This is a genomic window from Paenibacillus sp. A3M_27_13, from assembly GCF_024213315.1.
Classification (GTDB): Bacteria; Bacillota; Bacilli; order Paenibacillales; family Paenibacillaceae; genus Paenibacillus; species Paenibacillus polymyxa_B.
Window position 1 is genome coordinate 661526 of the sequence record NZ_JANAVE010000002.1, and the last position, 25687, is coordinate 687212.

The 25687-nt window shown below is 36.0% G+C and carries 27 protein-coding genes and 2 pseudogenes; 25 read left to right on the forward strand and 4 right to left on the reverse strand.

All coding sequences use genetic code 11. The annotated features are described in order from the left end of the window. The first annotated feature begins 42 nt into the window (after positions 1-42). The 11 genes from NLX82_RS09525 (at position 43) to NLX82_RS27910 (ending at position 9846) form a co-directional block, all read left to right on the forward strand. Positions 43-567 (forward strand): hypothetical protein, encoded by a 525-nt coding sequence (locus NLX82_RS09525; protein ID WP_075153989.1) that lies wholly within the window; start codon positions 43-45, stop codon positions 565-567. Positions 568-661: 94 nt separating this feature from the next. After that, complete coding sequence (locus NLX82_RS09530) at positions 662-1342, forward strand: VOC family protein (protein ID WP_075153990.1); 681 nt, start codon at positions 662-664, stop codon at positions 1340-1342. A gap of 90 nt (positions 1343-1432) precedes the next feature. Beyond that, entirely contained in the window at positions 1433-1888 is a 456-nt protein-coding gene (locus tag NLX82_RS09535) for a GNAT family N-acetyltransferase (RefSeq protein ID WP_075153991.1), read from the forward strand. A gap of 222 nt (positions 1889-2110) precedes the next feature. Next, on the forward strand, positions 2111-3436 hold the full coding sequence (locus tag NLX82_RS09540) for a helix-turn-helix domain-containing protein (RefSeq protein ID WP_075153992.1): 1326 nt from the start codon (positions 2111-2113) through the stop codon (positions 3434-3436). A 428-nt stretch (positions 3437-3864) separates the two neighbouring features. After that, positions 3865-5238 (forward strand): helix-turn-helix domain-containing protein, encoded by a 1374-nt coding sequence (locus NLX82_RS09545; protein WP_075153993.1) that lies wholly within the window; start codon positions 3865-3867, stop codon positions 5236-5238. A gap of 372 nt (positions 5239-5610) precedes the next feature. Beyond that, positions 5611-6156, forward strand: coding sequence for a hypothetical protein (locus NLX82_RS09550; protein WP_023987866.1), 546 nt, complete (start codon positions 5611-5613; stop codon positions 6154-6156). A 179-nt stretch (positions 6157-6335) separates the two neighbouring features. Then, on the forward strand, positions 6336-6536 hold the full coding sequence (locus NLX82_RS09555) for a hypothetical protein (RefSeq protein WP_023987867.1): 201 nt from the start codon (positions 6336-6338) through the stop codon (positions 6534-6536). Between the two features lie 33 nt (positions 6537-6569). Continuing rightward, positions 6570-7115 (forward strand): RNA 2'-phosphotransferase, encoded by a 546-nt coding sequence (locus tag NLX82_RS09560; RefSeq protein ID WP_069080738.1) that lies wholly within the window; start codon positions 6570-6572, stop codon positions 7113-7115. Between the two features lie 182 nt (positions 7116-7297). Next, positions 7298-8641: a WXG100 family type VII secretion target gene (locus tag NLX82_RS09565; RefSeq protein ID WP_254347887.1), complete on the forward strand. Its 1344-nt coding sequence runs from the start codon at positions 7298-7300 to the stop codon at positions 8639-8641. Then, on the forward strand, positions 8641-9129 hold the full coding sequence (locus tag NLX82_RS09570; protein WP_254347888.1) for a hypothetical protein: 489 nt from the start codon (positions 8641-8643) through the stop codon (positions 9127-9129). The genes NLX82_RS09565 and NLX82_RS09570 overlap by 1 nt, the downstream gene beginning before the upstream one ends. Positions 9130-9687: 558 nt before the next feature. Continuing rightward, a complete protein-coding gene (locus tag NLX82_RS27910; protein ID WP_254347890.1) occupies positions 9688-9846 on the forward strand; it encodes a hypothetical protein in 159 nt (52 codons plus the stop codon). 378 nt (positions 9847-10224) lie between these two features. On the opposite strand, the gene NLX82_RS09580 is transcribed toward NLX82_RS27910, so the two are convergent. The 3 genes from NLX82_RS09580 to NLX82_RS09590 all read right to left on the reverse strand — a co-directional run bounded on the left by NLX82_RS09580 (position 10225) and on the right by NLX82_RS09590 (position 12600). Next, complete coding sequence (locus tag NLX82_RS09580; RefSeq protein WP_483312057.1) at positions 10225-10587, reverse strand: hypothetical protein; 363 nt, start codon at positions 10585-10587, stop codon at positions 10225-10227. Positions 10588-10601: 14 nt separating this feature from the next. Further along, positions 10602-11738 (reverse strand): amidase domain-containing protein, encoded by a 1137-nt coding sequence (locus NLX82_RS09585; RefSeq protein WP_254347893.1) that lies wholly within the window; start codon positions 11736-11738, stop codon positions 10602-10604. Positions 11739-12357: 619 nt separating this feature from the next. Further along, positions 12358-12600 (reverse strand): helix-turn-helix domain-containing protein, encoded by a 243-nt coding sequence (locus NLX82_RS09590; RefSeq protein ID WP_254347895.1) that lies wholly within the window; start codon positions 12598-12600, stop codon positions 12358-12360. A gap of 185 nt (positions 12601-12785) precedes the next feature. Here NLX82_RS09590 and NLX82_RS09595 point away from each other — a divergent pair, with 185 nt between their 5' ends. The 11 genes and pseudogenes from NLX82_RS09595 (at position 12786) to NLX82_RS27915 (ending at position 21823) form a co-directional block, all read left to right on the forward strand. Beyond that, positions 12786-13436, forward strand: coding sequence for a hypothetical protein (locus NLX82_RS09595; protein WP_254347897.1), 651 nt, complete (start codon positions 12786-12788; stop codon positions 13434-13436). Between the two features lie 43 nt (positions 13437-13479). Further along, on the forward strand, positions 13480-13614 hold the full coding sequence (locus NLX82_RS27555) for a hypothetical protein (RefSeq protein WP_302055784.1): 135 nt from the start codon (positions 13480-13482) through the stop codon (positions 13612-13614). Between the two features lie 233 nt (positions 13615-13847). Further along, positions 13848-14483, forward strand: coding sequence for a restriction endonuclease (locus tag NLX82_RS09600; protein WP_254347899.1), 636 nt, complete (start codon positions 13848-13850; stop codon positions 14481-14483). A gap of 32 nt (positions 14484-14515) precedes the next feature. Further along, complete coding sequence (locus tag NLX82_RS09605) at positions 14516-14815, forward strand: hypothetical protein (RefSeq protein ID WP_254347901.1); 300 nt, start codon at positions 14516-14518, stop codon at positions 14813-14815. 587 nt (positions 14816-15402) lie between these two features. Beyond that, positions 15403-15873: pseudogene (locus tag NLX82_RS09610) on the forward strand (hypothetical protein). Positions 15874-16082: 209 nt separating this feature from the next. Further along, positions 16083-17153, forward strand: a complete 1071-nt coding sequence (locus tag NLX82_RS09615) for a YrpD family protein (RefSeq protein WP_254347903.1) — start codon at positions 16083-16085, stop codon at positions 17151-17153. 19 nt (positions 17154-17172) lie between these two features. Then, the gene (locus NLX82_RS09620) at positions 17173-17625 is read left to right on the forward strand and encodes a copper amine oxidase N-terminal domain-containing protein (protein WP_254347905.1); all 453 of its coding nucleotides are present in this window, start codon (positions 17173-17175) and stop codon (positions 17623-17625) included. A 41-nt stretch (positions 17626-17666) separates the two neighbouring features. Beyond that, the gene (locus tag NLX82_RS09625) at positions 17667-17804 is read left to right on the forward strand and encodes a DUF3102 domain-containing protein (RefSeq protein WP_254347907.1); all 138 of its coding nucleotides are present in this window, start codon (positions 17667-17669) and stop codon (positions 17802-17804) included. 895 nt (positions 17805-18699) lie between these two features. After that, complete coding sequence (locus NLX82_RS09630) at positions 18700-19032, forward strand: hypothetical protein (RefSeq protein ID WP_254347909.1); 333 nt, start codon at positions 18700-18702, stop codon at positions 19030-19032. Between the two features lie 278 nt (positions 19033-19310). Next, positions 19311-19928 (forward strand): recombinase family protein, encoded by a 618-nt coding sequence (locus NLX82_RS09635; RefSeq protein ID WP_254347911.1) that lies wholly within the window; start codon positions 19311-19313, stop codon positions 19926-19928. Between the two features lie 530 nt (positions 19929-20458). Further along, positions 20459-21823 (forward strand): annotated as a pseudogene (locus NLX82_RS27915) (transcriptional regulator). Between the two features lie 475 nt (positions 21824-22298). Here the strand turns inward: NLX82_RS27915 and NLX82_RS09645 are convergent. Further along, the gene (locus NLX82_RS09645) at positions 22299-22502 is read right to left on the reverse strand and encodes a hypothetical protein (RefSeq protein WP_076294943.1); all 204 of its coding nucleotides are present in this window, start codon (positions 22500-22502) and stop codon (positions 22299-22301) included. 907 nt (positions 22503-23409) lie between these two features. Between NLX82_RS09645 and NLX82_RS09650 the strand changes: the two genes are divergently transcribed. The 3 genes from NLX82_RS09650 (at position 23410) to NLX82_RS09660 (ending at position 25663) form a co-directional block, all read left to right on the forward strand. Next, a complete protein-coding gene (locus NLX82_RS09650) occupies positions 23410-24573 on the forward strand; it encodes a WXG100 family type VII secretion target (RefSeq protein ID WP_254347913.1) in 1164 nt (387 codons plus the stop codon). 13 nt (positions 24574-24586) lie between these two features. After that, positions 24587-24838: a hypothetical protein gene (locus NLX82_RS09655; RefSeq protein ID WP_023987879.1), complete on the forward strand. Its 252-nt coding sequence runs from the start codon at positions 24587-24589 to the stop codon at positions 24836-24838. A 657-nt stretch (positions 24839-25495) separates the two neighbouring features. Then, positions 25496-25663, forward strand: coding sequence for an RNA 2'-phosphotransferase (locus tag NLX82_RS09660; protein WP_367995881.1), 168 nt, complete (start codon positions 25496-25498; stop codon positions 25661-25663). Positions 25664-25687 lie beyond the last annotated feature (24 nt).

Sequence of the window (25687 nt, forward strand, 5' to 3'; positions counted from 1 at the left end):
GACATTAGAAGAGTACTCTACATTATGTATTGGGAGGAATAGATGAATATTCGAATGTATCATGATCTGGAGGCTCAATTGGAAGAGGAAATTTGGGCTCTTGGTGAGGAAGCAGCTCATATACTCCCATTAGATAGCAACTTAGCTGAGGAAAAAGCACAGAGGGCCTGGGATCTAATCCCTGAGCCTAAGCATAAATGGGGCATTACAGGTGTAACCTTACATCAATACGTTCAAATTCTCAATTATAACGGGCATACTCAGCGATCAGTAGAGCTTTTAAATGAGGAGATTTTAGATTTGGAAGGTACAGGGTACCGGATTATACATGCTGAACCTTATATTCAGATGGCGGAAACACTTCTTCATCAGAGCAATCCTGTATTAGCTCATGAATATCTCCAGAAGGCATACTCGATTGGGAGTGCAAGAGCATTTCGGGATCAGCCCAAGCTTTATCTCGAAATGGCGAAAAGTAAAGCTCTGGATGAACAGGATGTATTACTTCAATTTGCGGCGTTAGATGTGAATGCCAAACTTCTAAGCGATTTAAAGGATAATCAATAACCAATGTAATGGCCTCATACAGTCTGAGATAAAATGCTGATCTTGATACGACGGAAAATGGGTTTCAATATTATTTATGAGGAGGACGATTGCATTGAAATTAAAAGAAGTGCTCTTAGGCACACACAGTTTCGAAGCGATGAAAGCTTTTTACGGCTCTCTCCTGGATTTGCAGGTTGTGGAGGAGAACCCTTCGCAGTTGTCGTTTCAAGTAGGGGAATCGGTTCTTGCCTTTCAGGAATCCTCCCACATAGAAAATGAGTTTTACCATATTGCCTTTACGATTCCAACAAATAAATTCATAGAGGCAAAACAGTGGGCCATCGACCGTGGGATTTCATTGATTTCAAGACCCCAAGAAGAAGATGAGTTTTTTTTCGAAAACTGGAATGCAACAGCGCTTTATTTCTATGATCCAGATCATAACCTCGTTGAATTCATTGCCCACCATACACTCGATAATGCAGTCGCTGAAGCTTTCGGACCCAACTCTATACTTCGTATAAGCGAGATTGGTCTTCCGGTCGATGATGTTCCAGAGGTATCTAGAATAATTACCGAAACGTTCCAACTTAATTCATGGGGAGGGGCTGGACAGAAATTCGCGCCGCTAGGGGATGTAGAAGGATCATTTATAGTCATAGACAAGCAACGGCCTTGGTTTCCTGATGATAGGCTTCCGACCGTGTTCAGCATCAGTGTCTTGTTTGAAGGTCCACACTCTGCCAGTCTTTCACTGCATAATGGTTTGTATGAATTGAGATCAGACGGATAGTGCTTCCCATCTCCACCACCCCCGGATTTTTGGAATAAAGCTTACACAAGGGGGAAATCCGGGGACCATAATACATTCAGGAGAGAATATATGAATATTAGACTACTTCATTCAAATGAAAAATATCCAATAGAGCTCTTGTTACTAGCTGATCCTTCGCACCAACTTGTTGAGGAATATTTAAAAAGAGGGGAGTGTTATGTAGCAGAGATTGACCATCATATTGTTGGGGTCTATGTTCTTTTACCTACAAGACCTGAAACAGTTGAGTTAGTGAATATAGCAGTATCAGAAGGTATGCATGGTAAAGGAATAGGCAGACAATTAGTAACACATGCAATTGAAACAGCCAGAGCACAAGGTTATAAAATGATGGAAATGGGTACAGGAAACTCTAGCATTGGACAGTTAGCTCTCTACCAAAAATGTGGGTTCAGAATTGTTGGTGTAGATCTAGATTTCTTTGTCAGACACAACTATCTAGAAGAAATTTATGAGAATGGCATACAGTGTAGAGATATGATTCGTATGTCTCAGGATTTATAGAGCTTAAATTTTTTGCAAGCCCATCAAAGGTATCTTAAGTAAGGTTCTGAAAGGTATATGATATTGTGCCAAAAGATGGTACAATAAATTGCGGAAAGGCTATACAATCATTGGATTGCAATAGTCCTTTTTTAATAAGTTGATATCCTACTAAGTTCCTGATAAGGGGTGGTTACTTTGTATAACACAACAACCACGATACTCACAGAGATAACAAAACATATGAAAGATAATGATTTAATACTAAGTGATTTAGCTAGAGAGGCAGAAATGAATCCGGGCACCATGAGCAGTATTATTAATGGGAACCGCACACTTTCAGTGGATCAGCTAGACCGAATTACAAAAGCAATGGGGCATCCCGTTGGCTATTACTACGAACGGTATGTGTCTGAGTATTTAACAGAGGCTAATCCGAATTGGCGTCGAATGAGTCCTTTTATACATAATTGTGCGAAATTAAACAAACTGGACTGCATTCATGATGTGGTCAATCTATTGATGGATAAGTTGGGCTATTCAGAATCCTTATTTGAGCTTGCTGAAGAGCTGTTTAAAGAAGAATGTTATGAAGCGGCAACTATTCTGTACGAGAATGTAGCTATGAGTGAGAAAAAACAGTATTCGGAACGTTTAGCAATTTGCCAATATCGACTGTTCCAAACGAGGCAAGGAGATAATCAAGAAAAAAATTATGATGCGGTTGTTCAATTTGAGGCTTACGTGGAACGTTTGGATGAAGCGGACCAGTTAGATGCGTTAAGAGATTTAGTAAATACTTGTCGTTCATTGCGAAAGTGGGATAAGGCAAATAACTTTGCTACGGCTTTGGGCAATAAAGCTGAAATACAATATAAAATTGACCAGCAGCATACAAAGAGTGAGCAAACAAAGAAGCCTTTTTATCCTCCATTTGTTTATTGGGCATTTTCGCATTTAATTCGTGCTGAAATTTGTGATGCTAATAAAGATTATGAGACAGCGCTTCAGCATATTCAAAAGTATGCCGACTTAAGCTGGGTAGAAGAAAAAGATGATACAACTTTAAAATGGAAAAATCAATTTAAAGAATGGGCCGACGCCAATACTTATGTGAATAGGCTTATGTCTGGCGATGTAAGCGTACTCTCTGATTATGTTGCTTATTTTTCTTCGAAGGAAGATGAAATACTTCCCGCAATAGATAACATAATCGAGGCGGCTAATCGATACAATATAAATGTAGATCATATACTTGCATTGTTTGAAGTAGAAATTCAATCTTTTTTGAATGAACAAAATCGAGTAGGCGTATATACTCAACAAATTATTTTAGAACGTTTTACTCATTTCTCCAATGAATTAGCAAAATACTATTTGAATAAAGGGATATATCCAGAAGGGTTTCGTTTTTTGTTGAGTTGTTTGGAAAAATCTACAGCTATTAATAATAAATCATATATAATCAAATGTGTAAGACTCTATGAGTCCTATCAAGAGTATGCATCACCTGAAACAAAGACAGCGTATAGAAATTTGATTAAAGAGGTGGAGGAAGATGAAGCATAAAATTGTTCTAACCATATTGGTGACTAGCTTTCTATTAATGACGATAGTGGTTGCTCCTTTCCAATATCAAGAGTTTGGGTCTAGATACGAACCAACAGGGCACCACGGGGGAATCTAAGAATAAAAAGTCTCCAGTATAAGGCACAGTAGAACCTAAAAAATTACTATTATTAAGTGGTTAGACGGAATGATCCGTCTAGCCTTTTTATTGCGTTTTGCTGTATATAAGCAATATGAGGAAATCTTCTTTTGAGAAATATATGTAAAAAGTGCAAAAATGTTATGTGTGCTGTTGTAAACAACTGAAGGGTATATGACTTTGTTCCAAAAGACAATGATGGGCTAAAGTAATTCTTACTAACTGTTTCTCATTACACGGTTTAATTATGTATCATATGCCGAGTCTACGTTGAAAGGGTGGTTTATCTATGGAGATCACACCTACGATTAGAGCAGAAGTTCAAACCTATCTGATAAGAAAAAGCTTAACCATGACCGAGTTTGGTCACATTATTGATTTGAATGTAGGAACAGTTAGTGGCATTGTGACGGGCAACCGACCAATTTCTGTTCACCAGCTAGATCGTATCACTATGGGTATGAATTTGCCACCGGATTATTTTTATGAACGTTATATTGATGAATGTATTGAAGAAGAACCGCTCAACTGGCGAAGAATCAGCCCTTTTTTGTACCGATGCGTGGTGTTAGGACGACTTGATTGCTTGCGAAGAGTTGTAGGTATGTTGCTAGATAATCCTATTTATCTTCCTTCACTTTTTGAAGTAGCCGAGGATTCTTTTAAAAAGGGTAATACTGAAGCAGCGGCGTTCCTTTATGAAAACGTGTCAGAAGGGGAAAAGTATCAGTATTCAGAACGATTGGCGGTTTGCCAGTATCGATTGTTTACGATTCGTATTGGAGACGATCAAGAGAAAAACTATGATGCAGCCATTCAATTTGAGCCTTACGTTGATCGATTAGATGAGGTAGATCAGTTAGATGCCTTAAAAGACTTGGCGAATACATACCGCTCGTTACGAAAATGGGATAAAGTAGAACTATTCGCTAAAGCAATGGGAGACAAGGCAAAAATTCAATACAAACTGCAACAACAGCGGCATCATGTACACAAAGACAATTCGAAGAAACCTAATTTTCCTTTGTTTGCGTATTGGGCATTCTCGCATTTACTTCGTTCACAAGCATGTGGTGAGAGGAAAGACTATGAAAAGGGACTTCAACACATTAAAAAATACGCTGATTTAAGTTGGGTTACTGATACAGATGAAGAAGCTTTGAAATGGAGAAAAAAGTACGAAGACTGGGCAGTAGTAAACACGTATGTTAATAAGCTTCTTTCTGGCGATAAGAGCGTTCTTTCTGATTATGTAGCTTATATTTCTTCAAGAAAAGATGAGATTCTTCCCGCACTTGATATTATGATTGAGGCAGCAAACCGATACCATTTTGATGTAGATGATATTTTAAAGCAATTTGAAAGAGAAATTATCTCCTTTCTGGAGCAGGAAAAAGTTGAAGGGTTGTATTCTCATCGATTCACAACGGAGCGATACACTCATTTTTCAAGGGAATTGGCAATCTATCTTTTACGTAAAGGGAAGTTTTCAGACGGCTTCACATTTTTGTTAAGTTGTTTGGAAAAGTCTGCTGAAGTTAATAATAAAATACAAGCAATTAGATGTATGAGGTTGTTTACGTATTTTAAAGAACATGCATCTGCTCACACGAGGGCAGTCTACGGAAATCTAATTAAAGTGGTTAATGAAGATGAAGAGTAAGAGTAAGTTGATTCCACCCTCCTAGTATCCAGTTTTATGTCAGTAGCATTAGTAATTACGATCCAACTGGACAACATGGAGGAATGTTGGAATAAAATAATCTCAAGTTTAAGATCACAATAGACCTAGAAAATTAACTATGATCAAGAGGTTAGATGGAATTATCCGTCTAGCTTTTTTTATATCGTTTGTTTTGCTCTACATAAATAAGCTTCTAGAAGTGACTTAGCTTGGACTTTTATCTGTCAAATGCTTATTCGATCATTGGAAGATTATAAAATGTGGAAAGTAGTATTTAAATAACAAGACATATTGCCTATTCCCTTCATTTCCCTTATGATAATTGCACTACTACCAAAGAAGGAGATACATATGAAGAAAGCTATTCTACTACTATTAATGTTTGCTATCTTAATTCCATCACAAGTATTGGCAGCAACATCTACAAAAGCAATGTCAACAAGTGAAATCGAAAAAATATACTTTGAGAATTACAAAGATCGTGTGAAGGAAATTAAAATTGCACAAAAAAAACTTAATGCTGTTCTGGGGGCAGAAGTTCGTGAGCTAACTCAGAGATTAAGTCAAGCATCAGCGCGCTATAAAAACGAAGTGAAAAATAAATCAAGTAAAGCGGTAATAGCTCAAGCCAAGGCTGATTGTGATAAATTAAAGAAGCAGCTCGGCGTGGCTAAGGTGGAACTAAATAAAACAGTTAAAAATTACAAAAAAGAAAGCGAACAAGCATTAAAGGATATTGCAAGTCAGAAAGCAGAGCTTATAAAATTCATTAAGAATCACACAGCAGGAAAAGATAAACTTACGGAGTCTCAATTTAGCAAACAAGTTAATGGAGATATTATGTCGATTGACGGCTCATTTACTGGCATTTTAAAAATGTTGACGGAAGCTGAATAATGGTGAGTAAAGGCAGCAGGTATCACCTGTTGTCTTTTTAATTTAGGCTTAGAATGGAAAGGTATTGTTGGTCGACTTTGGATTGCTGTGAAATGGGGACAAAGAGGATATATGGATATGGATGAAATAAATTTGTTCGTTTTTATATAATGAAGTACGATTAGCGAGGAGAAAAATTTATGAATCGTAAGTTTTTTATCATGGCTTTGATAAGGGGTATTTTCGGGTATTTCCCTTGTGGGCTGGGAGTTGCAGTATTATTGGAGGCTTATAGCAGATATAGTCTAAGAGGTTTTTTAATTGGAGCTACATTTTTCCTTATCGGGGGATTGGTGCTTTATTTCACAAGAAGCTATGAATCATCAGATTGGTTACTATAGATAAAACAAATATTTCATTACAAGGAGTATATGATGTTATCACCAAAACAAGAAGAGAGCCTTAGTAAATTTATGAGTAAAATTCTTAGGCATACACCAGAACAGTTTGGAATTAAGTTGGATCATGAAGGTTATTGTCACGTGCATGACTTAATTTCAGCAATTAAGTCAGAGAATAGATGGTCGGATATAGGAGAAGCAGGAATTGATCAAGTCGTAACTAATTGTCCAAAGAAGCGATACCACATGGTAAATGGATACATACGAGCTAACTACGGGCATAGTACAGGAAGATTAGATTACAAAGAATTCACTCCACCAACTTCTCTTTATCACGGAACAAATAGCAAAGTAGTTGATAAAATTATTACCGAGGGAATTAAACCCATGGGGAGAAAGTATGTTCATCTATCTGAGACACTTGAATTTGCAACATTGGCAGGTAAGAGACGTGGTGAATTAGTCATTCTTGAAATCGATACAGTAAAATCGATGGCTAATAATGTGAAGTTCTATATCGCTAACAATGGTGTTTGGCTTGCCGATTTTGTGCCCCCACAATATTTTAAAAAAATTTAACACTGATATTTTTGTTTATATTAAAAAGAGGCTTTATACAATACTTTTGACATAGTAAATCCGTTCATATCAGTCCATTTGTCACATAATATAAAAGGAAATTTCAGGATAACAGGTGGATATCCCTAAACATCTCCTTCTGATAAGATTATTTCCATCTAAATTAAAATGGACGTGATCAATTGGGGAGAATATTGGTTCCACCTGACAAGCTAATGGAAGTGGCTGACCAGTTCTTGCATGGTAAACACGAAATGGAACGTATGTTGAATTTACTGAATGGAAGAATTGATTTTGTCCAACAAGGTTGGTCTGGTGCTACCCGAGAGAGGTTTTTCCAAGATTTTCAGGTCTCTAGACAATCCATGGGCGTGACGCTTGAACGACTTTCTACGGTTGCACAAGAACTCATTTTTATTTCAAAAAACTTCACACAGGTAGATGGAGAAAAAGTCGTACTGGATGTGCCAGGGAATGGTGTGCCTGTTAAAACGGCATCAAGCGGTGAAGGTTGGTTACATAAAATCTTTGAACAGATCGGTAAAGCTGAGATCACCAAGGCTGAAGCTCAGATGGAAGCTAGTAAGCTTCAAAGGGAAATTTTGTGGGATACTGCTCAGGGAGCGAAAGGTGCTATTCAGGAAGATTTAACCTTGGGGATGCTTCCTGACAAAGACCGTGACTATGATCATCCAATGGCAGCAAAAGTAGGTGAAATTCTCGGTCACGTAGCTACGACATTGCAGGGAGCTGGTGAGGTAATCGTTGGAACAGGTGGAGAAGGATTATCAGTTGCTGTTTCATCCACAGGAGTTGGTAGTATTATCGGAATACCTGGATTGATTGGCTCAGCAGCTTTAGCGGCACATGGAGGTACAACCGCAGTTAAAAGTGCAAGCGGAATAGGGAAGAGCTCAGCGGAATTGTGGCAGATGATGAAGGGAGAAGGTGGAGGTTCATCTAAATCTACTCCATCTTCGGGAGCTAAGGCAGAAAAGGCTCCACATGTAATCGAGGGAACTCACAATAATAATATAGGGAGTATAATTAAGGAAGGAAATAAGACGAAATATACAAACCCTGCTGGCAATGAATTGACATGGGTTGATCAACATCCCAAAAATATTAACCGGGATATTGAGAACTTTATGAATAGCTCAGATGTAGGAAAGGCAACTGAAGCAAAAGTAGCTGGCTTTTTAAAAGAAGAACGGGAAGTCACTGGTTTTGGACAAAAAATTTTAAAGAAAGATGGTCAATTTGCAGGTGATTTAGATGTAGTTACAAAAAATGAATTAATTGAGGTTAAGGCTTCAATCAAAGCAGTTAAAGAAGGACAACTTGAGAAAATGACAATTACGACTGATAAGCTTTATTTTAATCCAGAACAGAAGAAAGTTATACTTTATATCGATAAGCCTTTGGGCAATCTATCTCAAAGTAATATAGAAAAATTAGATAATATCAAGAAGCTAGGAGTAACTGTTGTAAATTCCTTAGAGGAATTAAGAAAGGTGGTTAAGTGATGGGAAGTTCGGCTTTTATTTTAATAGAACGAGAAAAATATACACCTGAGAAATTACTGGGAGATGCAATCGTAGCTGCCTTTCATGCAGATGCTGGATTATATTTTGACAATGATAAAAAATATAAGAACGAACAGTTTTTTTCAACAACTCTAAATATATCTTATAACCCACTGGGTGCTGAAAATAACCAGCAGTTTATATTCTATATTGACGGAATTGATAATTACGAAATTAATTATGAGCATGATGAGGATATTAGTGGATTAGATTCAAGCTTGTCCTTGTATCAAGTAGGATGTATTGAAGATGTTTATGGTGTTGAAGAGCTAATTTTTCGATTTATATTTGAATATCTCAAGCTAAATCCTACTGACTATTTTTGGATTCCTGATTATGATTGGGTTTACAGTTGGGAAGATATTCAGAAGTTCAGATCTCTGCCCTATGATCCAAACTGGTGCTATAAAAATCCTAAATCAATATAATTCACAGCAATTGATAAATGTCCATAAGCTTGCTCCTTTAATAATAAAATGGGGGCAAGCTTTTTTCATATTAATTTATCTGATAAAGAAGATAATTTGCATGCACCTAAGAATTAAGAGGCGGGTTTAAACAGGTGAGTCTTCAATCAGGCTATTAACTTAGTGATATGGTTAAAGTAACGGAAGGTACGTGAATGTTATGAAGTATGATACATACTTAAAATTATGGGAAGAACAAAATAGTCTAATGAGACTATTAGAGAGGAGGGGGATGAATCAGAAATTTTTTATCATGGCTTTGATAAGAGGTTTTTTAATTGGAGATACATTTTTCCTTATCGGGGCATTAGTGCTTTACTTCACAAGGCGCTATGAATTAATAAAGTGCTACTTGGATTGTCAACACTAAATTGTACTGATTTTTGCCAAAGTTAAGAGGCCCCTCCAGCTGTAGTTATTCACCAGGATATTTTGAGTGTATCCACGAGTGTCCACACTTACCCGGAAATGCTGCATAAAATATCCCGGGTGAACTAAGAGAAGGTGCATATAATAACGATGATACACTTGGAACCCGTACAAGTGGGTGAGCATACATTTATCGGAGTTGAGGTCAAACTGCCTAAAACAACGCTGTTGTTGAACTTATCTCATTTACTATTCTCTCCTGATGATATTCGTAACATTTTAATGTCATTTCGCAATTCACAGTTGTAATTCTTTTCTCCATAATAAACTTTCCAAAGCTATTCTGACGAAGAATGCTGTAGCGTACGATCATTTTGCCCATATATAAATATCTTCTTTTTAATCACCTTTTAATAGATTTGTTATGGATCAACTCAAATAACAATTTGAGCAGGCCTCACAGAAGTATGATGCACAGTCACATGCTTGTCCCCCTCCAAGAGGTCACAAATGCGGTCACAAAATTCAGTCATTTATAAGATTTTAATAGAATGTATCAGTACAGATCAGTAAATTGAAAAAAGCTATGAAAGCTTGTCAAGAGAGCGTTAAGCCAACACAAGTGAGAGTTACGGGGATTTTGAGACTTTCCTATTTATAATATAAATAAAGACACCGTGTGGGGTCTTAAGAATTTTTTCTAACTGTAACCTTGGTTGTTTGATTGTCAGAGCTTTTAGTGATAATCAGTAAGTACTTAATATTGTTTTTCTCTACTGATATTACTTTGTTGCTTTCGACTTCAGTTATTTCCCATCCCTCATCTTTAAGTTCTTTTTGATATGCAGCGTTAAAATTTTCAAAAGGTTGAGGAAGTTCGTAATTTTTTAAATCTTTAGCAGATTTTCCATCGACTTCGATGGCAGTGATGGGAAGAGGCAAATTATTAAGTTCCTGAACATTTTCATATTCAGTACTAACCTCCTGGGTCGAACTATCTGTTACATTTGAGCATGATGCAAGGACTATTAATAATACTAAACAAATCAAGCGCATAAAACACCTCAGTCATTTGGGTTTCTTTTTGCAGTACTCATTTTCCATGCATAAACCTTGTACCCATTTGAGTACCAAGTAGATAGGGGAGCGTCTTTTCGATCTGTTGTATGCTGAGTCAAAAAGAAATGACCATTCGTAAACTCAGTTATAATAGCTGTATGATCAATGTCACCATCATTATTAAAGTCAGCATTTACTGGGTCTCCCATTGACATATCGTTTGTACTAGATGCTAATTTAGCTCTATACTTCCAGTGATTGTAGAAGTTATGTGCTCCTCCCCAGCTATGGGATGGCTTAGAGAGGAAGTTATCTTTAAAGTACCAAGCATCATCACCAGTTAAATATAAACCACTCCATTGTAGCATACCACCAGCATTTAATGCCTGTGAAACAAAGTTTGTACAGTCATTCCAACATGCTCTACTTACAGAACAACCATAATAATCGGCGTAGTAATTAGAGTAAGTTGGATTACGGTCATCCCACCATTGGTAAGCATAGGCTCTTGCATTAACTGAACTGTATCCATTTGCATATGCTAACGGTTTTATGTCCACCTTTTCTTGATAAACCGAGGCTTCAACAGTTGAAGGAGCCTCAACTGTTGAAGGATCAGATAAGGATACTGGTACAAGTTCCAACAGTTCCGCTAAGCCTTCCTCATTAATGGATTTTGCATATAATTTTGATTTAAGGTTATTAATAATCTTGTTTTTCTCAGTGTTTTCGTATAAATCCACAAATTTAACCAACTTCACAATTTCTTGTCTGTCAGGCTCTGAAAAGTCATCAAGTGATGCTCCTAATGATTTTATAAATCTTTGATATTCAATGTTATCGAGATCTTGATTGATTTTAATGTTTTTTTCTGCAATATATTTTTTTACAATATCAAAAGCTTTAGCATATTGTTTTAAGGCTTCCTCTTTTGTGACATTTGTTTCTTTAAGGGTATTGAATTTTAGCTCAGTTTTTCCCTGCACAATGTTATCTACCAATGTAGAAAAAGACGAATTTGATTTAGCATTCGACGTCAATTCCTTTTCTCCGTCTGCTGATGCAGGCGATGCTAAGAATGAGGTGGTTAAAAAAGAAATAACAAGTATCGGACTAGTAATTTTTCTTATAATTTTTAACATAATTGCACCCCTTTGTAATATTTATAATCAAAGGTAGCACACATCTTAAAGTACTTGAATATGCTATTCGAATCAAAAGTCGATGTCGTTTTTTGTCCTTTTGGGACTTTTTGTTTATTATTGATAAATCCGCTATTTTATAAATAAAGATGAGATTGATGAAATATAAACAAAAGAGTATGTACTTTTTACTTAAAGTAGGTTGAATTAGCTATTCGTATGAAATAGATTAATGAACAATCAGGAGGGGATGAGGCTTAGTCAGATATTTTTTTTTGCAATGTCCAACTTGTTTAAGGTATTTGAGTCTGATTTAATAAGGAGAGCATATATAGTCAATATAACCCATGTAAAACACCAATTTTACCATCCAGTTGCCCCCATATTGACGGTGACTGGATTTTTTGGTTTTCTTGAATTGCGACATCCGAACGACTAAAATGGGCTAAAGAACTTGAACAATTGGAAAGAATAAAGGCAAACGAGTATCAGGGGACTCGTATAGCTAGTAAAATCAACATTACGCAAAATTTCGCGTAACGAAGAAAGTAATAGACCTAATCAATAAAGAAGAAGGCCTCTAATCTATGAGGTCTTCTTACGTGTTTAATTATTCAAATTAGGATTTTTCAACACGCTTACGGATTTCAAATATATCATTTGGAGTTACATCGAAATAAACACAGAGTTTTGTTATTAACGAAGCAGGTATACGTTTATTGTCCATATCTTTATTATGAATTAAATCCGTGATAGTTGTTCTTCTATGATCAATATCTTCAGAAAGCTTTAATGCAGACACATCATGCTTTTCAAGTATTTCACCAAGCTTGCAGTATAAAATCCACTCATTATTATCCACCGAAAAAACCTCCACATATCTGTTAAAGAATGATTGCACACTAAACGTTCAATGTGATAAAATGAATTATATAATTGATCGTTAAACGTTCAATTAGTTGTAATCACTTAAACAAAGGAAAATACAGTATTTTCTTTAGCATTGCTATTGCCATTTTACCAATATCTCAAGGAGGAAGATACCCAGTGACCAAAAAAGCTAACAAGCAAACCATCATTGATATTGTACGAATGAAGCAAGTATGGGAATTAGAAGAAGGAGCCGCTGAAAAAGAACTACACTATTACCACATAACCGATGCTCTAAATCGCAAATGGAAAACTATTGGTCTTACCGTTTCAGACGCTATCAGCGTATTCGAACATGGTAACGATGACACATGGACTCGCATAATTGAACCAGCTTCATATAATCATGATCTGTCCAACAATGATCTAATCAACATGCTGAATATTGCTCCTGAAGCAACAGGTATCCGCAATGAGGTGCAGATCATATTGAACACAGTTGAGCGTCGTAATGAGTATGTAAATCGTATCATAAATGTTAACGGAGAAAGCACGTTTCTTCTACTCCATCAAATGAAGGATGAATATTTACAGCATGATCAACTTGCAGATGAACAGTTCATTCAATTGTACGCTGTTAATCCCGTGGAAGCATTGTCCGTGTATTTCCTACAATCCATTGATATCGTCGCATATTGGGAATGGGAAGCGGCAGGAGGTACTGCTGAGAAGGCTATCCAATATAAACGAGAGGAACCATTATTACCGTTTATTCAGGCTATTGAACGTGCTGAGGATGAATCAAGGGGGATTGTTTCGGGCTATTAATATGTCACGTGATACGACAACTCTCCTAAAGGAGAAGATACATATGTCCACCAAGAAAGGAGCAATACCAATGTACAAAACTGGGAAGCTGATGAACGGTAAACTATACATTAAAACAATAGATGGTAACTGGATCAACCTCAAGATGTTGGCTCAGGCTTACAGAAAGGCTGTGTAAAATGAATTTGGACTAAATGTATAAAGAGGAAGGCAAAATTAGAAGGAAAGTGTATATAGGAGTCAGGAAGGGGTGAATTTAACCCCCCTTGATATGTAACTAAGCGCCTAGTAATAGGCGTTTTTTTTGTTACCAAATTACTATACTTATCCAAAACATGTGGGAAATTGTCCCTATTTAATGTATTATAAGCAAGTGTGAAAAAGAGATAGAGCAGCTAAGGAGGAGCAGAATTGTCTATATTTGTGATTGTTGGTGTCATTGCTGTATTACTTGCTTTGGTTTTGTTGTATTTTCTTAAAAAGCCTAAAATTCAAGAGCAATATAAAGTAACGCAGGATATTGACCCTTATAAAATTGGCATTAACGAAATAGACCGTATGGAGGATGGCAAGGACTTTGAAATGTATCTGTTTAGGCTGTTCCTGTGTTTAGGCTATGGTGATGCGTATAAGACGCAGGACACTAGAGATTATGGTGCAGACTTGGTATTTACAGATCGTGAGGGATACCGTAATGTCATTCAGGCAAAACGGTATGCATTAAGCAATCCTGTGGGGTTGAGTGCAGTTCAGGAAGTGTATAGCTGTATGCGATTTTATAGAGCTAAGAAATCTATTGTCATAACTTCAAGCAAATACACTTCTTCATGTGAAAAGTTGGCCAGTTTTAATGGAGTGAAGCTGCTGGATCGCAATGATTTAATTGAAATGATTGAGCTATTCAAAGAACAACAGCACAGCAAAGTAAAAGATATCATCGAAGCAGAGCCTTACTTGAGTCTGGATTCATGGGACGATTATAGGAATAAGGATAAGATTGTGAAGAAGGATCGCAAGGCTGAGAAACTTGTTGCTTCGGGTAATTGATTCAACACTATTTAACTTGTGTGGAGGAGTCCATGGAAACTATAAGAATAGGCACAGCGTATGAAGCACCTTTAGCTGCTTACATTGGTGCTAGATTGCAAGACAACGGAATCCCCAAATTAGAGGTCAGATTAACTTTAGGAGCATCAATGGTTTTTGGAAACAATGGTATTTCATATGATCAACAATATATTTGGTTAGAAGAATTGGCATTGGAGATTATTTCTACTGGAGATGTGGAAGATTTCTCATGTATAATGATTAATTCGTCTCATATTAATGACCAAGAATCAATCATTAAAAAATGGAGAACGCTTCAAGTAAAACCATGATTTTATTAGGTGAATAATTAAATCTAGATAATGGAGGATTAAGTATGGAAATTATAACTAAATATTTGCCTTTAGTCGGGGCTGGATCTGTAGTCGCGCTCGCCATACTAATTTTCAAAGGAATTGCGTTAATTAACTCAACTCCTCTTGAAAAGCTATTGTACAAGAGCAACAAAAAATATATGGTAACACCACTGTCAATTGCTCAACTGTTGCTTCTACTGATATATTAATTGTCATCATGAGTTTTTTTACAAATGATATAAAAACTATAAAAGATTTAAAGGTTATAATATTAGGATCTTCAATTCTTAGCTTATTATTATGCTTAATTCTTTATGCGTTTTTATATTTTGTAGCAAAGAAGAAAGGAAGGGTTTACTATTTCATAGATAACATAAGCGGTGCAAATGTTGAGCTTTACTTATTAAAAACTACTAATGAGGGCTATATTTTATTGTCTGATAAACCAGACGTTTATTCTAGGGATGGATTTAAAATATTAAAGAAACAAGAAGACATACTCAATAAGAAGATTTATTCAAAGCCAATCAATTTATAGCATTGGGGATGTTGATCTGATGTATATGAATTCAAACCAACATCACACAATGACTTACACTTTGAATAGCGGCATTAAAGGGTCAGTTAACCTATCCAGCAAACAAATACAGGAATGGATAGAATCGTATCGAGTAAGCAGTAGGTACGTAACAACAGTAGGCAAAGAGCATTTTGGATTGAATCCTGAGCTTATAGCAGATTTTAAAGTACATAATGAATTTTCTGAGCAAAGGGAACATGTAGCAGCTATTCAACCTACAGTCGCAAGTAAGGCTAGCGAACAGTTGTCGGAAGCATACAGCCAGTATAAAACATTAATTCAGGTAGAGTGTAAATGTGGAGCTTCATATATAGAGGAGTCAGTGTACAAGTGGAACAAGTGGGGCTGCAAATAATGTGGTGAGATTGTGTTTCTGGATAGTAAAAAGGGTATGGTGGATACAGTAAAGGGAAAAGCGTGGTATATGACCAATAGGTATTTCGTGGAGAGGTGAGCAACTGACATGTGTCGGTTGCTCTTTTTATATTAACCCAAATAAGAACAGAGACTAATTGACTAATAATAAAGTGCGTATATATCTATTTGCTCTTTAAAATTAACATATAATGTTTTAAATAGATTTTAATGTTGACAAATAGGAAAAAAGAGGTAATATTATCTCATGCAACAATTTCAAAAATTTTCTATTTGGAGGAAGCGAAAATGAAAAAGAAAATGGTATTACCAATTTTGGCAGCTGCTTCTTTAGTTTTTTCTCCGTTTGCTGGACATATTGCAAGCGCAGAAAGTGCAGACAATACTTTGGAGGGGACTAATGGTAGGGAAATTGTAATACATAAACAGGATGACATCTCTATTGCAAAAATTAATGAAATTGTAAATCGTTTCAAGAAGGGAATCGAAGAGGACAGAGCTAGCAACCAAAAGATAAGTATCAATAAAAATGTGTCGGAAAGTGTTTATGATAATACAATTTATGACTACACTATTATAGGTGAAGATTATGTATACAAATATGAAGAGGTTCCCAATAAGGCTCCAGAACTTACTATTGAGAAGCCGGATGTTAAATATTTAACTGAAGGTCAAAACGACCGAATCACCACTTCTGCTTATAATATTGGGGATGGTATTGGAGGTAGACAGAACATAGTCAAAAATGGAAGCTACCTATCTACTTTGTTAAGACTTCCACTTGATTCGCAAGTTGTCCAAGAGACAGCGGCATATAACTATTCTGGTTTCACTTCGGGGGATTATGAAGCAGATATGGGGTTAGTCTATGATTCTACTGTTGGTCCTGGTTCTTTTGAAAAAGGTTGGAAACCAACAATGGTTGTAAAAAGAAATGGAGTGGAAAGTCATTCTGGCTTTGTTACAGGCTATTCAAATGTACAAGCCGCTAATGCTTATTTATCAAATTCCGATGTTGTTTTGTACGTATGGTATAATTACAATGGAAAAGCAAGAATGAAAATTAGCGGCACAGCAACATGTAGGGATATTGGTTGTTCAGATGGAACAAACACCAGTTTAATTTCTATTATGGAAACCGATAATAGTCTTAATATTAATACTGTAAATCAATGGAAACTCTTGTCAACCGTTGTTTCTACAGGTGACAAAGGTAGAAATAGGGGGACTTACTCAAGTATAAAAGTAAATGATGTGGCGGTTCCAAGTAGTGCTTTTAGTGCTCCCCTTACAGATCATGCTTCCATTACAAGGGATGGTAATAATACAGTTACAATAACAGCTGATCAAAATTTGTGATAAGAAGAGAGGGAGTATTGTGAAAAAGAATATGTTTGTTTTGGTGGTTGTTCTTTTTATCACCTCTATTTTCTCAACAAGTATTTACGCTGCCGGAGAAGCACAGAGGGCTAACATATATGTTAATAATGAAAAACTGGATTTTAATGCACTTATAGCCTATTCAGGGGTAGCGATGGTTCCTTTTCGTGAAATATTTGAGCAATATGATATGAAAGTTAGTTGGGATAATACTAGTAAAACAGTTACTGCAAGCAGTCAGGATGGCTCGACAGTCATAAAATTAAGCCAAGATAATAAGACAGCATATGTAAATGGAAAATCATATTCTTTATCGCAAACGCCTTTCTTGGGTGAGAATATTTTATATGTGAATCTTAGGTTCATTAGTGAATCAATAGGTGCGAAAGTGAATTATGATAAACCAGCACTTTCAATACACATAACTCTCCCTAAAACTGCAAAAGAATAGAGACTTTACCCCGGTAAACATTCCGGGGTTATTTTTTTATTTTGAACTACTATAAAGAAATAAACAGTTACAAACAAATTGCTGGTCAGTCCGTGTTTGAGATTGGACGACGATTGAAGCACGTTAAGGAGAATGATTTGGAGCATGGTGAGTGGGAGAGTGGCTTGCTAATCATGTAGATTTTAGTAGAATGCAAGGACATAGGTTCATTCAGGCTTACGAACAATTTCAAATGTAACGACATCGTTACAAACCAGTAAAATATTCGAAATGCTCTCTCTACCTGAATCGATCGATCGTGGAGAATTTATAACGAAGGGACATATCGTCCCAACGACTGATGAACAGAAGATGGTGGATGAAATGACTGTGAGGGAATTAGATTTTAGTTTCTTCTATATATATGAGTTGAACGAACTTGATAGAGTGAAAATTGATGAAAACATGTCTTCCACTCCGCGATTCTTGTTATGATTACGATACGTGTTTGCTGTTTTCAAAAACATAGATAAATAAAGGATATTCCAAATTTATGTTTTTCACAATTTAATTTATAAAAGCTCAAAATTCCCTTGATACATCAAGTTTTTTTTGAATATTTTTCTCCGGTACGTACGATTGAAACCACGTTGCAAAGCAATTCTTTATAAATTCCTTTATTTATCTGCATTTTCACTGTTTTTTCGATATGGAACGATGTAAATATATTCAGGCACAATTTTAACCACAATGGCTCAAAAAGCCATATGGAATAAGGAGTTTTTGAACATATGATCAAGTTTTACGATTGAGGTTCGATACGGGTGTCGATACAGGTTATCTCTACAGTGTCTCCAAAGTTGGTGATACCCTCATATGGTTGACACAGCGTCAACTTCCTATCCTCATTACTGATAACATCAAAATATTACTTTCAAACTATGATTACAAATGTATTGAAAAAAGAGTTGAGCAATTTGACTTTTGTTGAATTCATGCATACAATTTGAATATATTGGTTATGAATACATATAAATAGTTAAAATCTGTATGGAAATGGATATGTAAATTAATTAATGAAGGGTGAGGGAAGAAGTGAAGGCTAAATTAAAATTTTTGGGGGTGGCTGCCCTTACTGTTACGTTTGCTGTAGTTATTAGTAATAATGTTTTTGCTAGTGACGATACTTCTGAAGAAATGAAGGGCGTTACAAAAGCAATAGTCCCTGATAGTGTATTAGAAGAACTTAATCATCCTGATAAAATTTATACTAAAGATGGATTATTTATAAAAAAACCGCAATCTCTCCATGATGAAGATAAATTAAATCAAGATGAAGTGGTCTACGATGTTTCAAAGACTACTGATGAAACTAAAGCAATCATTCAATATGATGCTACTTATATCAAGGAAGAAGACAGTAAATAGATTTGTGTACTAAAGCATTTGAAAAGTTAATTTGTATAATTGGAATATCTAGGGCGACTTCGGTTGCCCTTTTTATTATGCTCAATTTAGCTAAGGTCTTTTCCAACACTATGTCATAAAGTATATCTTTTGCAATAGAGATCTATTGTATGTCATAAGTGGTTATGGTACGTGTCAAATAGTATATAAAATATTTTGAAATATTTCATATGTTTTTATATACATTTTGACATATTTTTTCTATAATATAATCATTGACATAGCAAAGGATGATCCATATGAGTGAGATTAGACACTATGGTTACATAAGAGTATCGACGAAAGATCAGAACGAAGCTAGACAATTGGAAGCAATGCAAGGTTTAGGTATCATGGAACGAGATTACTTTATTGATAAGAAAAGCGGCAAGAATTTTGATAGACCACAATATCAAGCATTGAAGAGTGTGCTTAGGAAAGGCGACATTCTGTTCATTAAGGAACTGGATCGTTTAGGAAGAAACGTAGAAGAAATCAAACGTGAATGGCAAGATATAACGCAGGAGATAGGCGCACACATCGTTATTCTTGATATGCCCATTCTTGATACTAGACAATACCATAATGGCTTAGAGAAAGTTATATACAGTATTGTGCTTGAGTTGCTTTCGTATATGGCTGAACGTGAGCGGGAGAAGATTAACGGAAGACAGAATGAAGGCATAGCAGCAGCTAAAAATAATGGTGTGGTATTTGGTCGGCCTAAACAGGCAATAAGTGATGAGTTTATTACAGCATATGAGGAATGGAAGCAAGGTGGAATAACAGCAGTCGAAGCAATGAAGCGCGTAGAAATGAAGCCTAACACGTTCTATCGTAGGGTAAAAGAATTTGAGGAACAGCAAAAAGTAGGATAGAATAATCTTCAATCTGCAAAGCCTAGATTAATTCATTTCTAGGCTTTTTAATGTTTTATTGGTCAATACTAGCAGGTACAATAAAAAAAGGGTGGGGGGGATTTTACATCGTAAACGTCTATTTAATTTCCAAAATTACCCTTGGCACTTCCACTCCTATACTCAGGTCATTTTTTTACTCGATACCATTCCTAATATCATTGAGGTTGCTTGTATGCTATACATCCATTCTAAACTCTATTCATAGATTAATTTACAAGGGAATACGTACATGACTATTCAATAGAGTAACTTTGTATTGGATGAGTAGTATTATGATTTTCCCAATAAACTATACATCAATATGAGGATGATAATTTTAACCCTAAAATCATCGTAAACTATCCCGATAGGTATCTCAAGTACATATATGAAAGGTATGTGATTTTATTCCAAAAGAAGGTAAAATCGAGATCGTTAGAACATTTTAATACTTGTTTCACAACTACATAATAATTTTAACTATGCATCGTATTGTGGGTGGTTTATAGATGAAAATTACACCCACGATTAGAGCAGAATTGGAACAATATCTAAAACAAGAAGGCTTAAACCTATCGCAATTTGGACAAATTACAGGGATGAATAGGGGAATAATAAGTAGCATAGTGTCAGGAAACAAATCTATGTCTGTTAATCAGCTTGACCTAATGACTGAGGGCATGAGTTTACCAGAAGGTCACTTTTATGATTTATTTATAGAAAACTACATCATCGACACCCCTACAAATATGAGGCGAATCAAGCCATTTTTATATCGTTGTGTAGAACTGGATAAGTTTGATTCAATTCGTCGAATGGTGGGAGCCATCATGGATAATCTTCTCTATTCGCCAAAGTTATTCGAAATTGCGGAAAACTTATATGAACAAGGACGACACGATGCTGCGTTGCTTCTCTATGAGGGTGTAGCTGAAGCTGAAAAGTATCAGCATTCTGAACGCTTAGCTGTCTGTCAATATCGCATATTCAAGATTCAGATTGGAGACGATCAGGAAAGAAATTTACAAGCAGCACTCCAATTTGAGTCATTTGTCAAACGACTCGACGCTATAGATCAGTTAGATGCCCTTGTAGATTTGGCTAATGTATATCGATCATTGCGTAAATGGGAACGGGTTGAGGAAGTTGCTAAGGACTTAAGGACTTTAGGTAAAGCACAATATTCTATAGCACACTCTCTAAAATGAGAACAACATAAGAAGCCTTTACGACCGTTATTTTTTTATATAACATTCAGTAATTCACTTATTGGAGGCGCTAACTATGAGCAAGGAAACTATGAGTTAGCACTGCAAGCAGCCTATGAATCTGTTGATTTGGAATGGGTGAAAGAGACTGATAAAGAAACAAAACACTGGAAAAACTTATTTCAGGAGTGGGGTGAGGCTAATGTGTGTCTGACCAAGCTGATGGCTGGCAATAGAGAGGTACTTCCTGCATATACTGATCTCATCACAAGGACGAAAGATGAGATTCTTCCGGGTCTATGGAACATTATGATCGCAGCCAATCGTTATAGCATAGACGTTGATGATATTCTGAATCGATTAGAGTGTGAAGTTTCAAACATACATGATTATCACGGAGGAATACAAACTAATGACCAGCAAAATATTAATAATCAGCTTGTTGGCATATTGAGTGAATTGGCTGAATATTGTTTATCCAGAGGCCAGTACGAAAAGGGAGTTCGGTACTTATTAGATGGTATGAGGAAATCCATTATAATTAATAATGAACGCTCAATCCTTCGTTACATGATAATTGTCGAACGGTATCAGAAATTTGTCTTAGCTGAAGCCAAGACGGAGTATCATAATTTAGAAAGCTATGCACGACGACTTTCTTATTAGTATTAGTCATAAGTACACAAACAATGAGTAGTCAAGTTACAACTATACCAACGGCAACTCCAAGTGTTGGTTTCAAGTTTAGGGCTGGCAGATTGGAAGTTTAGTGATCAGATTACTTTATACTATGATCCAATTGGTGGGGCTTGAACTGAAATTTGAATGAAAAAGCTTTGAAATAATGCAGTCATAAAATGGGTCTTATTACGAACCCAACAGGAATCATTCCTAATACGAACCAATGGGAAACAAGGGAGAATATTAAATCATAATTAAAGGTTAGACGAGACTGTCCGTCTAGCCTTTTTTGTATGTTAGGGAATGAATAGGGCGATAAAGATGTGAGGAATTGAAAATATTTATCTAGGGTTACCTCACTAAGTTGTAGAAAAAACACCGGTACCGATAATGACAAAATTTAGACACTGGTTGGCACCGCTACGTATTAGGATCTAAAGTGAGTTAGAATTTGGACTGTTTATCTACCATAACTAAATGTGAAGCCTTGGCTAATTGCTTTTCTCATTTGACCATTAACTCCTACATTGTAACCGAAAACACCTAGAGAAACCCCACCAGACTCTGTTTCTATAGTACCAACCACAGCAGTTCCAGTAATTTGAACCCTTTGGGTAGGGAATTTACCAGTTATAGAAATGGTATTAGCATGTGTATTTTCCAAACTCCAAGATCCACCACTAACAGGTGTCCAATATGTTTCTGAAATATTCGAAACCTCAGCCAATGAACCACTACTTATACTGACATTACCGAATATAATTTAGCAGTTACAAACCCATCCTTATAGTCTTGATATACAGTACATGTTTCGTAGCCGTTTGTTGTAGTTTAATCGTATTACTTACTTTCAACTCGCCTACAATGTAAATCACATTCCCTGAACCTTTTTTCAATAAACTCCATAGAATTTGTTAACGATCTCATTATAGTACTATCTGAAATAATTATAAAAAAATAATAAAAATAATATGTTATTGTAAATAATTAACTGGAGGTGTGCTGGATGGATATAGGTGAATTAGTACAGTATTTAAATCGGATGAGTTCTAGCATAAGTGAAATAGGGGATAAAACTAGTTCAGGTTTACAGGACATTGAAACCAGATTGAGCAACTTAAATAGCACTCTTACTATCACAAATGTTTTGCTCATCGTTCTAATTATTGTTATTGCCATAAATACATTTCTAAAATGGAAAAATTCAAAGAATTAATTATCAGCTCATTAAATATGTTCATACATGAATGCCCCTATACATGCCAGAAAGTTGAGGCGATCTGGTTAGGGGCTTATTCTTATGGATTGAGTATTGAAGCTACTAGTACATGAGCCTAAAACACAATTCAGTATTTTCTCAAGAAATTAGCACAACCAAGCAACAACTACATAATTATAAAAACTTCTGACACTCATTCCTGAGTTGCAGGATATGGTTGTCGTTACAACTATAAGGCCTTTAGACATAGGCAGAAAGATTAACTCTTCACATAACAATTAGGAATTAAGTTCGTTTTCCATAAATCGGAATAATGTTACTATGTCATAACGAACTCAAACAGAGGTATATTATGACAACAATTAAAGTGACACCTGAGCAGCTTATGACTGCCTCCAAGCAGTTTGAGTTAGCACAGCAAACGGCAACTCAAATGAATAGTAATTTAGTACAACAAATTTCATCTATGGGGCAATTGTGGGAAGGACTGACTAAAGAGCACTTTTACTATTCCTTCCAAACCTCTCAGAAGAATATGAATGACTTTGTTACCTTGACGGATTCTATTGCTAGGGAATTACGTCACCATGCAGATAAATTCAGATTAGCAGATCTGATGGAAGCAGGTAACATTGACGCAAGTTGTTTACCACCTCCACCGAATTCATGTGCTGTTCCTGCTCCAGATACACGGAATGCGTTCCAAAAATCAGTAGATAGCTTAACTGAACTAGGTCAGGATTTTGTAGACGCTAACTCAGTACGCTATGAGAAAAAGTTTAATTCAGTCTGGAGCTTTCTAGATTATATGTCATATGGTATTCCAAAAGGAATGTATCAAGGGTACATGGAACGGGCAGCTAAACAAAACGATTCATGGAATGACATGCTCAATTTCGGTACCTTTGGAGTAACGGGTACGATTCAAGGGGCGTTTAATCCAAACAATGCCTGGTCAAAGGAACACTGGGCTAATATGATCGGTACAGCAGGATTGTTTGGAGGAGTTAGTTCAGTAATCAAGCCTAAAATTGGTTTGAAATCATCTATTAAGTATGAGATTCCGAAGAATAATGCGAATTCGAAATTGCGTAATTCAATAGAATCTGAACCTAAAACAGAAGTACAAACAGGTGGAAGAAACGATCTTTCAATTGATGAATATTTTCGTAGAGAAGCTGAAGCAGATGAGATGTATGATCAAATCAGAGCGTCTGATAGTGATGTAAGAGCAATAGCTGAAAATTCTGGAATGAAGGAAAGTAGAGTTCAAAGAATCAAAGAACACGTTTTCATAAATGAACATATAAAGTCGAGTGGTTATGGCAGATTTCATTCTGATTACGAAATAGCTCAAGCATGGGATAGATTACAAAAAGGATTACAAACAGAAAAAGATATGGATTTGCTTAATCATGAATTGTTTGAATCCAGATTTGAGGGTATATTTAAAACAGACTATGAGACTGCTCATAAAGCTGCGGTAAGGTCGGGTCGTCCATGGGAAATAGAATAGAGGAGATTTTATAATGGGAGCATTTGTTTTACTTTTTAAAGAGCATGAGGATGAGAATGTAGTTATTTATAGATATGGCCCAAATGAACACATTATGGGGAAAATTCAATTGAACAAAGAGACTAAGCTATTCTCTGAAATTGAACCTTTACCAGATCCGAGTCATTCAAATAAATTTTATTTTGATAGGGCTGCACAGCGGATGGCACGTTGCTTCGTTAAAGAAGGTGGTATATTTCCCGAAAAGTTGACATTTGAATCATAAAGAAGCTTCAATAATACGAACCGAGCTTGCTCCTTTAACAATAAAATAGGAGTGAGCTTTTTTCATTTTTCATAGTAATTTATCTGATAAAGAAGATAATTTGCATGCACCTAAGAATTTAGAGGTGGGTTTAAACAGGAGAGTCTTCAATCAGGCTACTTACTTAGTGATATGGTTAAAGTATACGGAAGGTACGTGAATGTTATGAAGTATGATACATACTCAAAATTATGGGAAGAACAAAATAGTCTAATGAGATTATTAGAGGGGAGGGGTTTTATGAATCGGAGATTTTTATCATGGCTTTGATAAGAGTTTTTTTAATTGGAGCTACATTTTTCCTTATTGGGGGATTGGTGCTTTACTTCACAAGGCGCTATGAATCATCGGATAGATTACTATAAATAAAACAAATATTTATTACAAGGAGTATGTGATGTTAACGGGACATTTAAGATTTGATTCAAGGGATAAGATCAGAGAATAGATGGGCCGATGTCTGCGAGTCGGATATCAAGCAAGTAGTAAACCATTGTGGTACATAAGAGCTAATTATGGTCACAGTACAGGCAGAGTAGATTATAAGGAAGCTACTCCACCAACAACTTCTATCACGGTACAAACACAAAGGTAATCCAAAATATTTTCAATGAAGGAATTAAGCCAATGGGCAGGAAGTATGTACATCTGTCTGAATCCCTTGAGTTTGCAATTTTAGCAGGCAAAAGACGTGGGGAACTAGTGATCCTCGAAGTAGACACAGAAAAGGCATTAGCTAATCAAGTGAAGTTTTATAAAGCCAACCATGGTGTTTTGGCTTGCTGACCTTGTACCGCCACAGTACTTAAA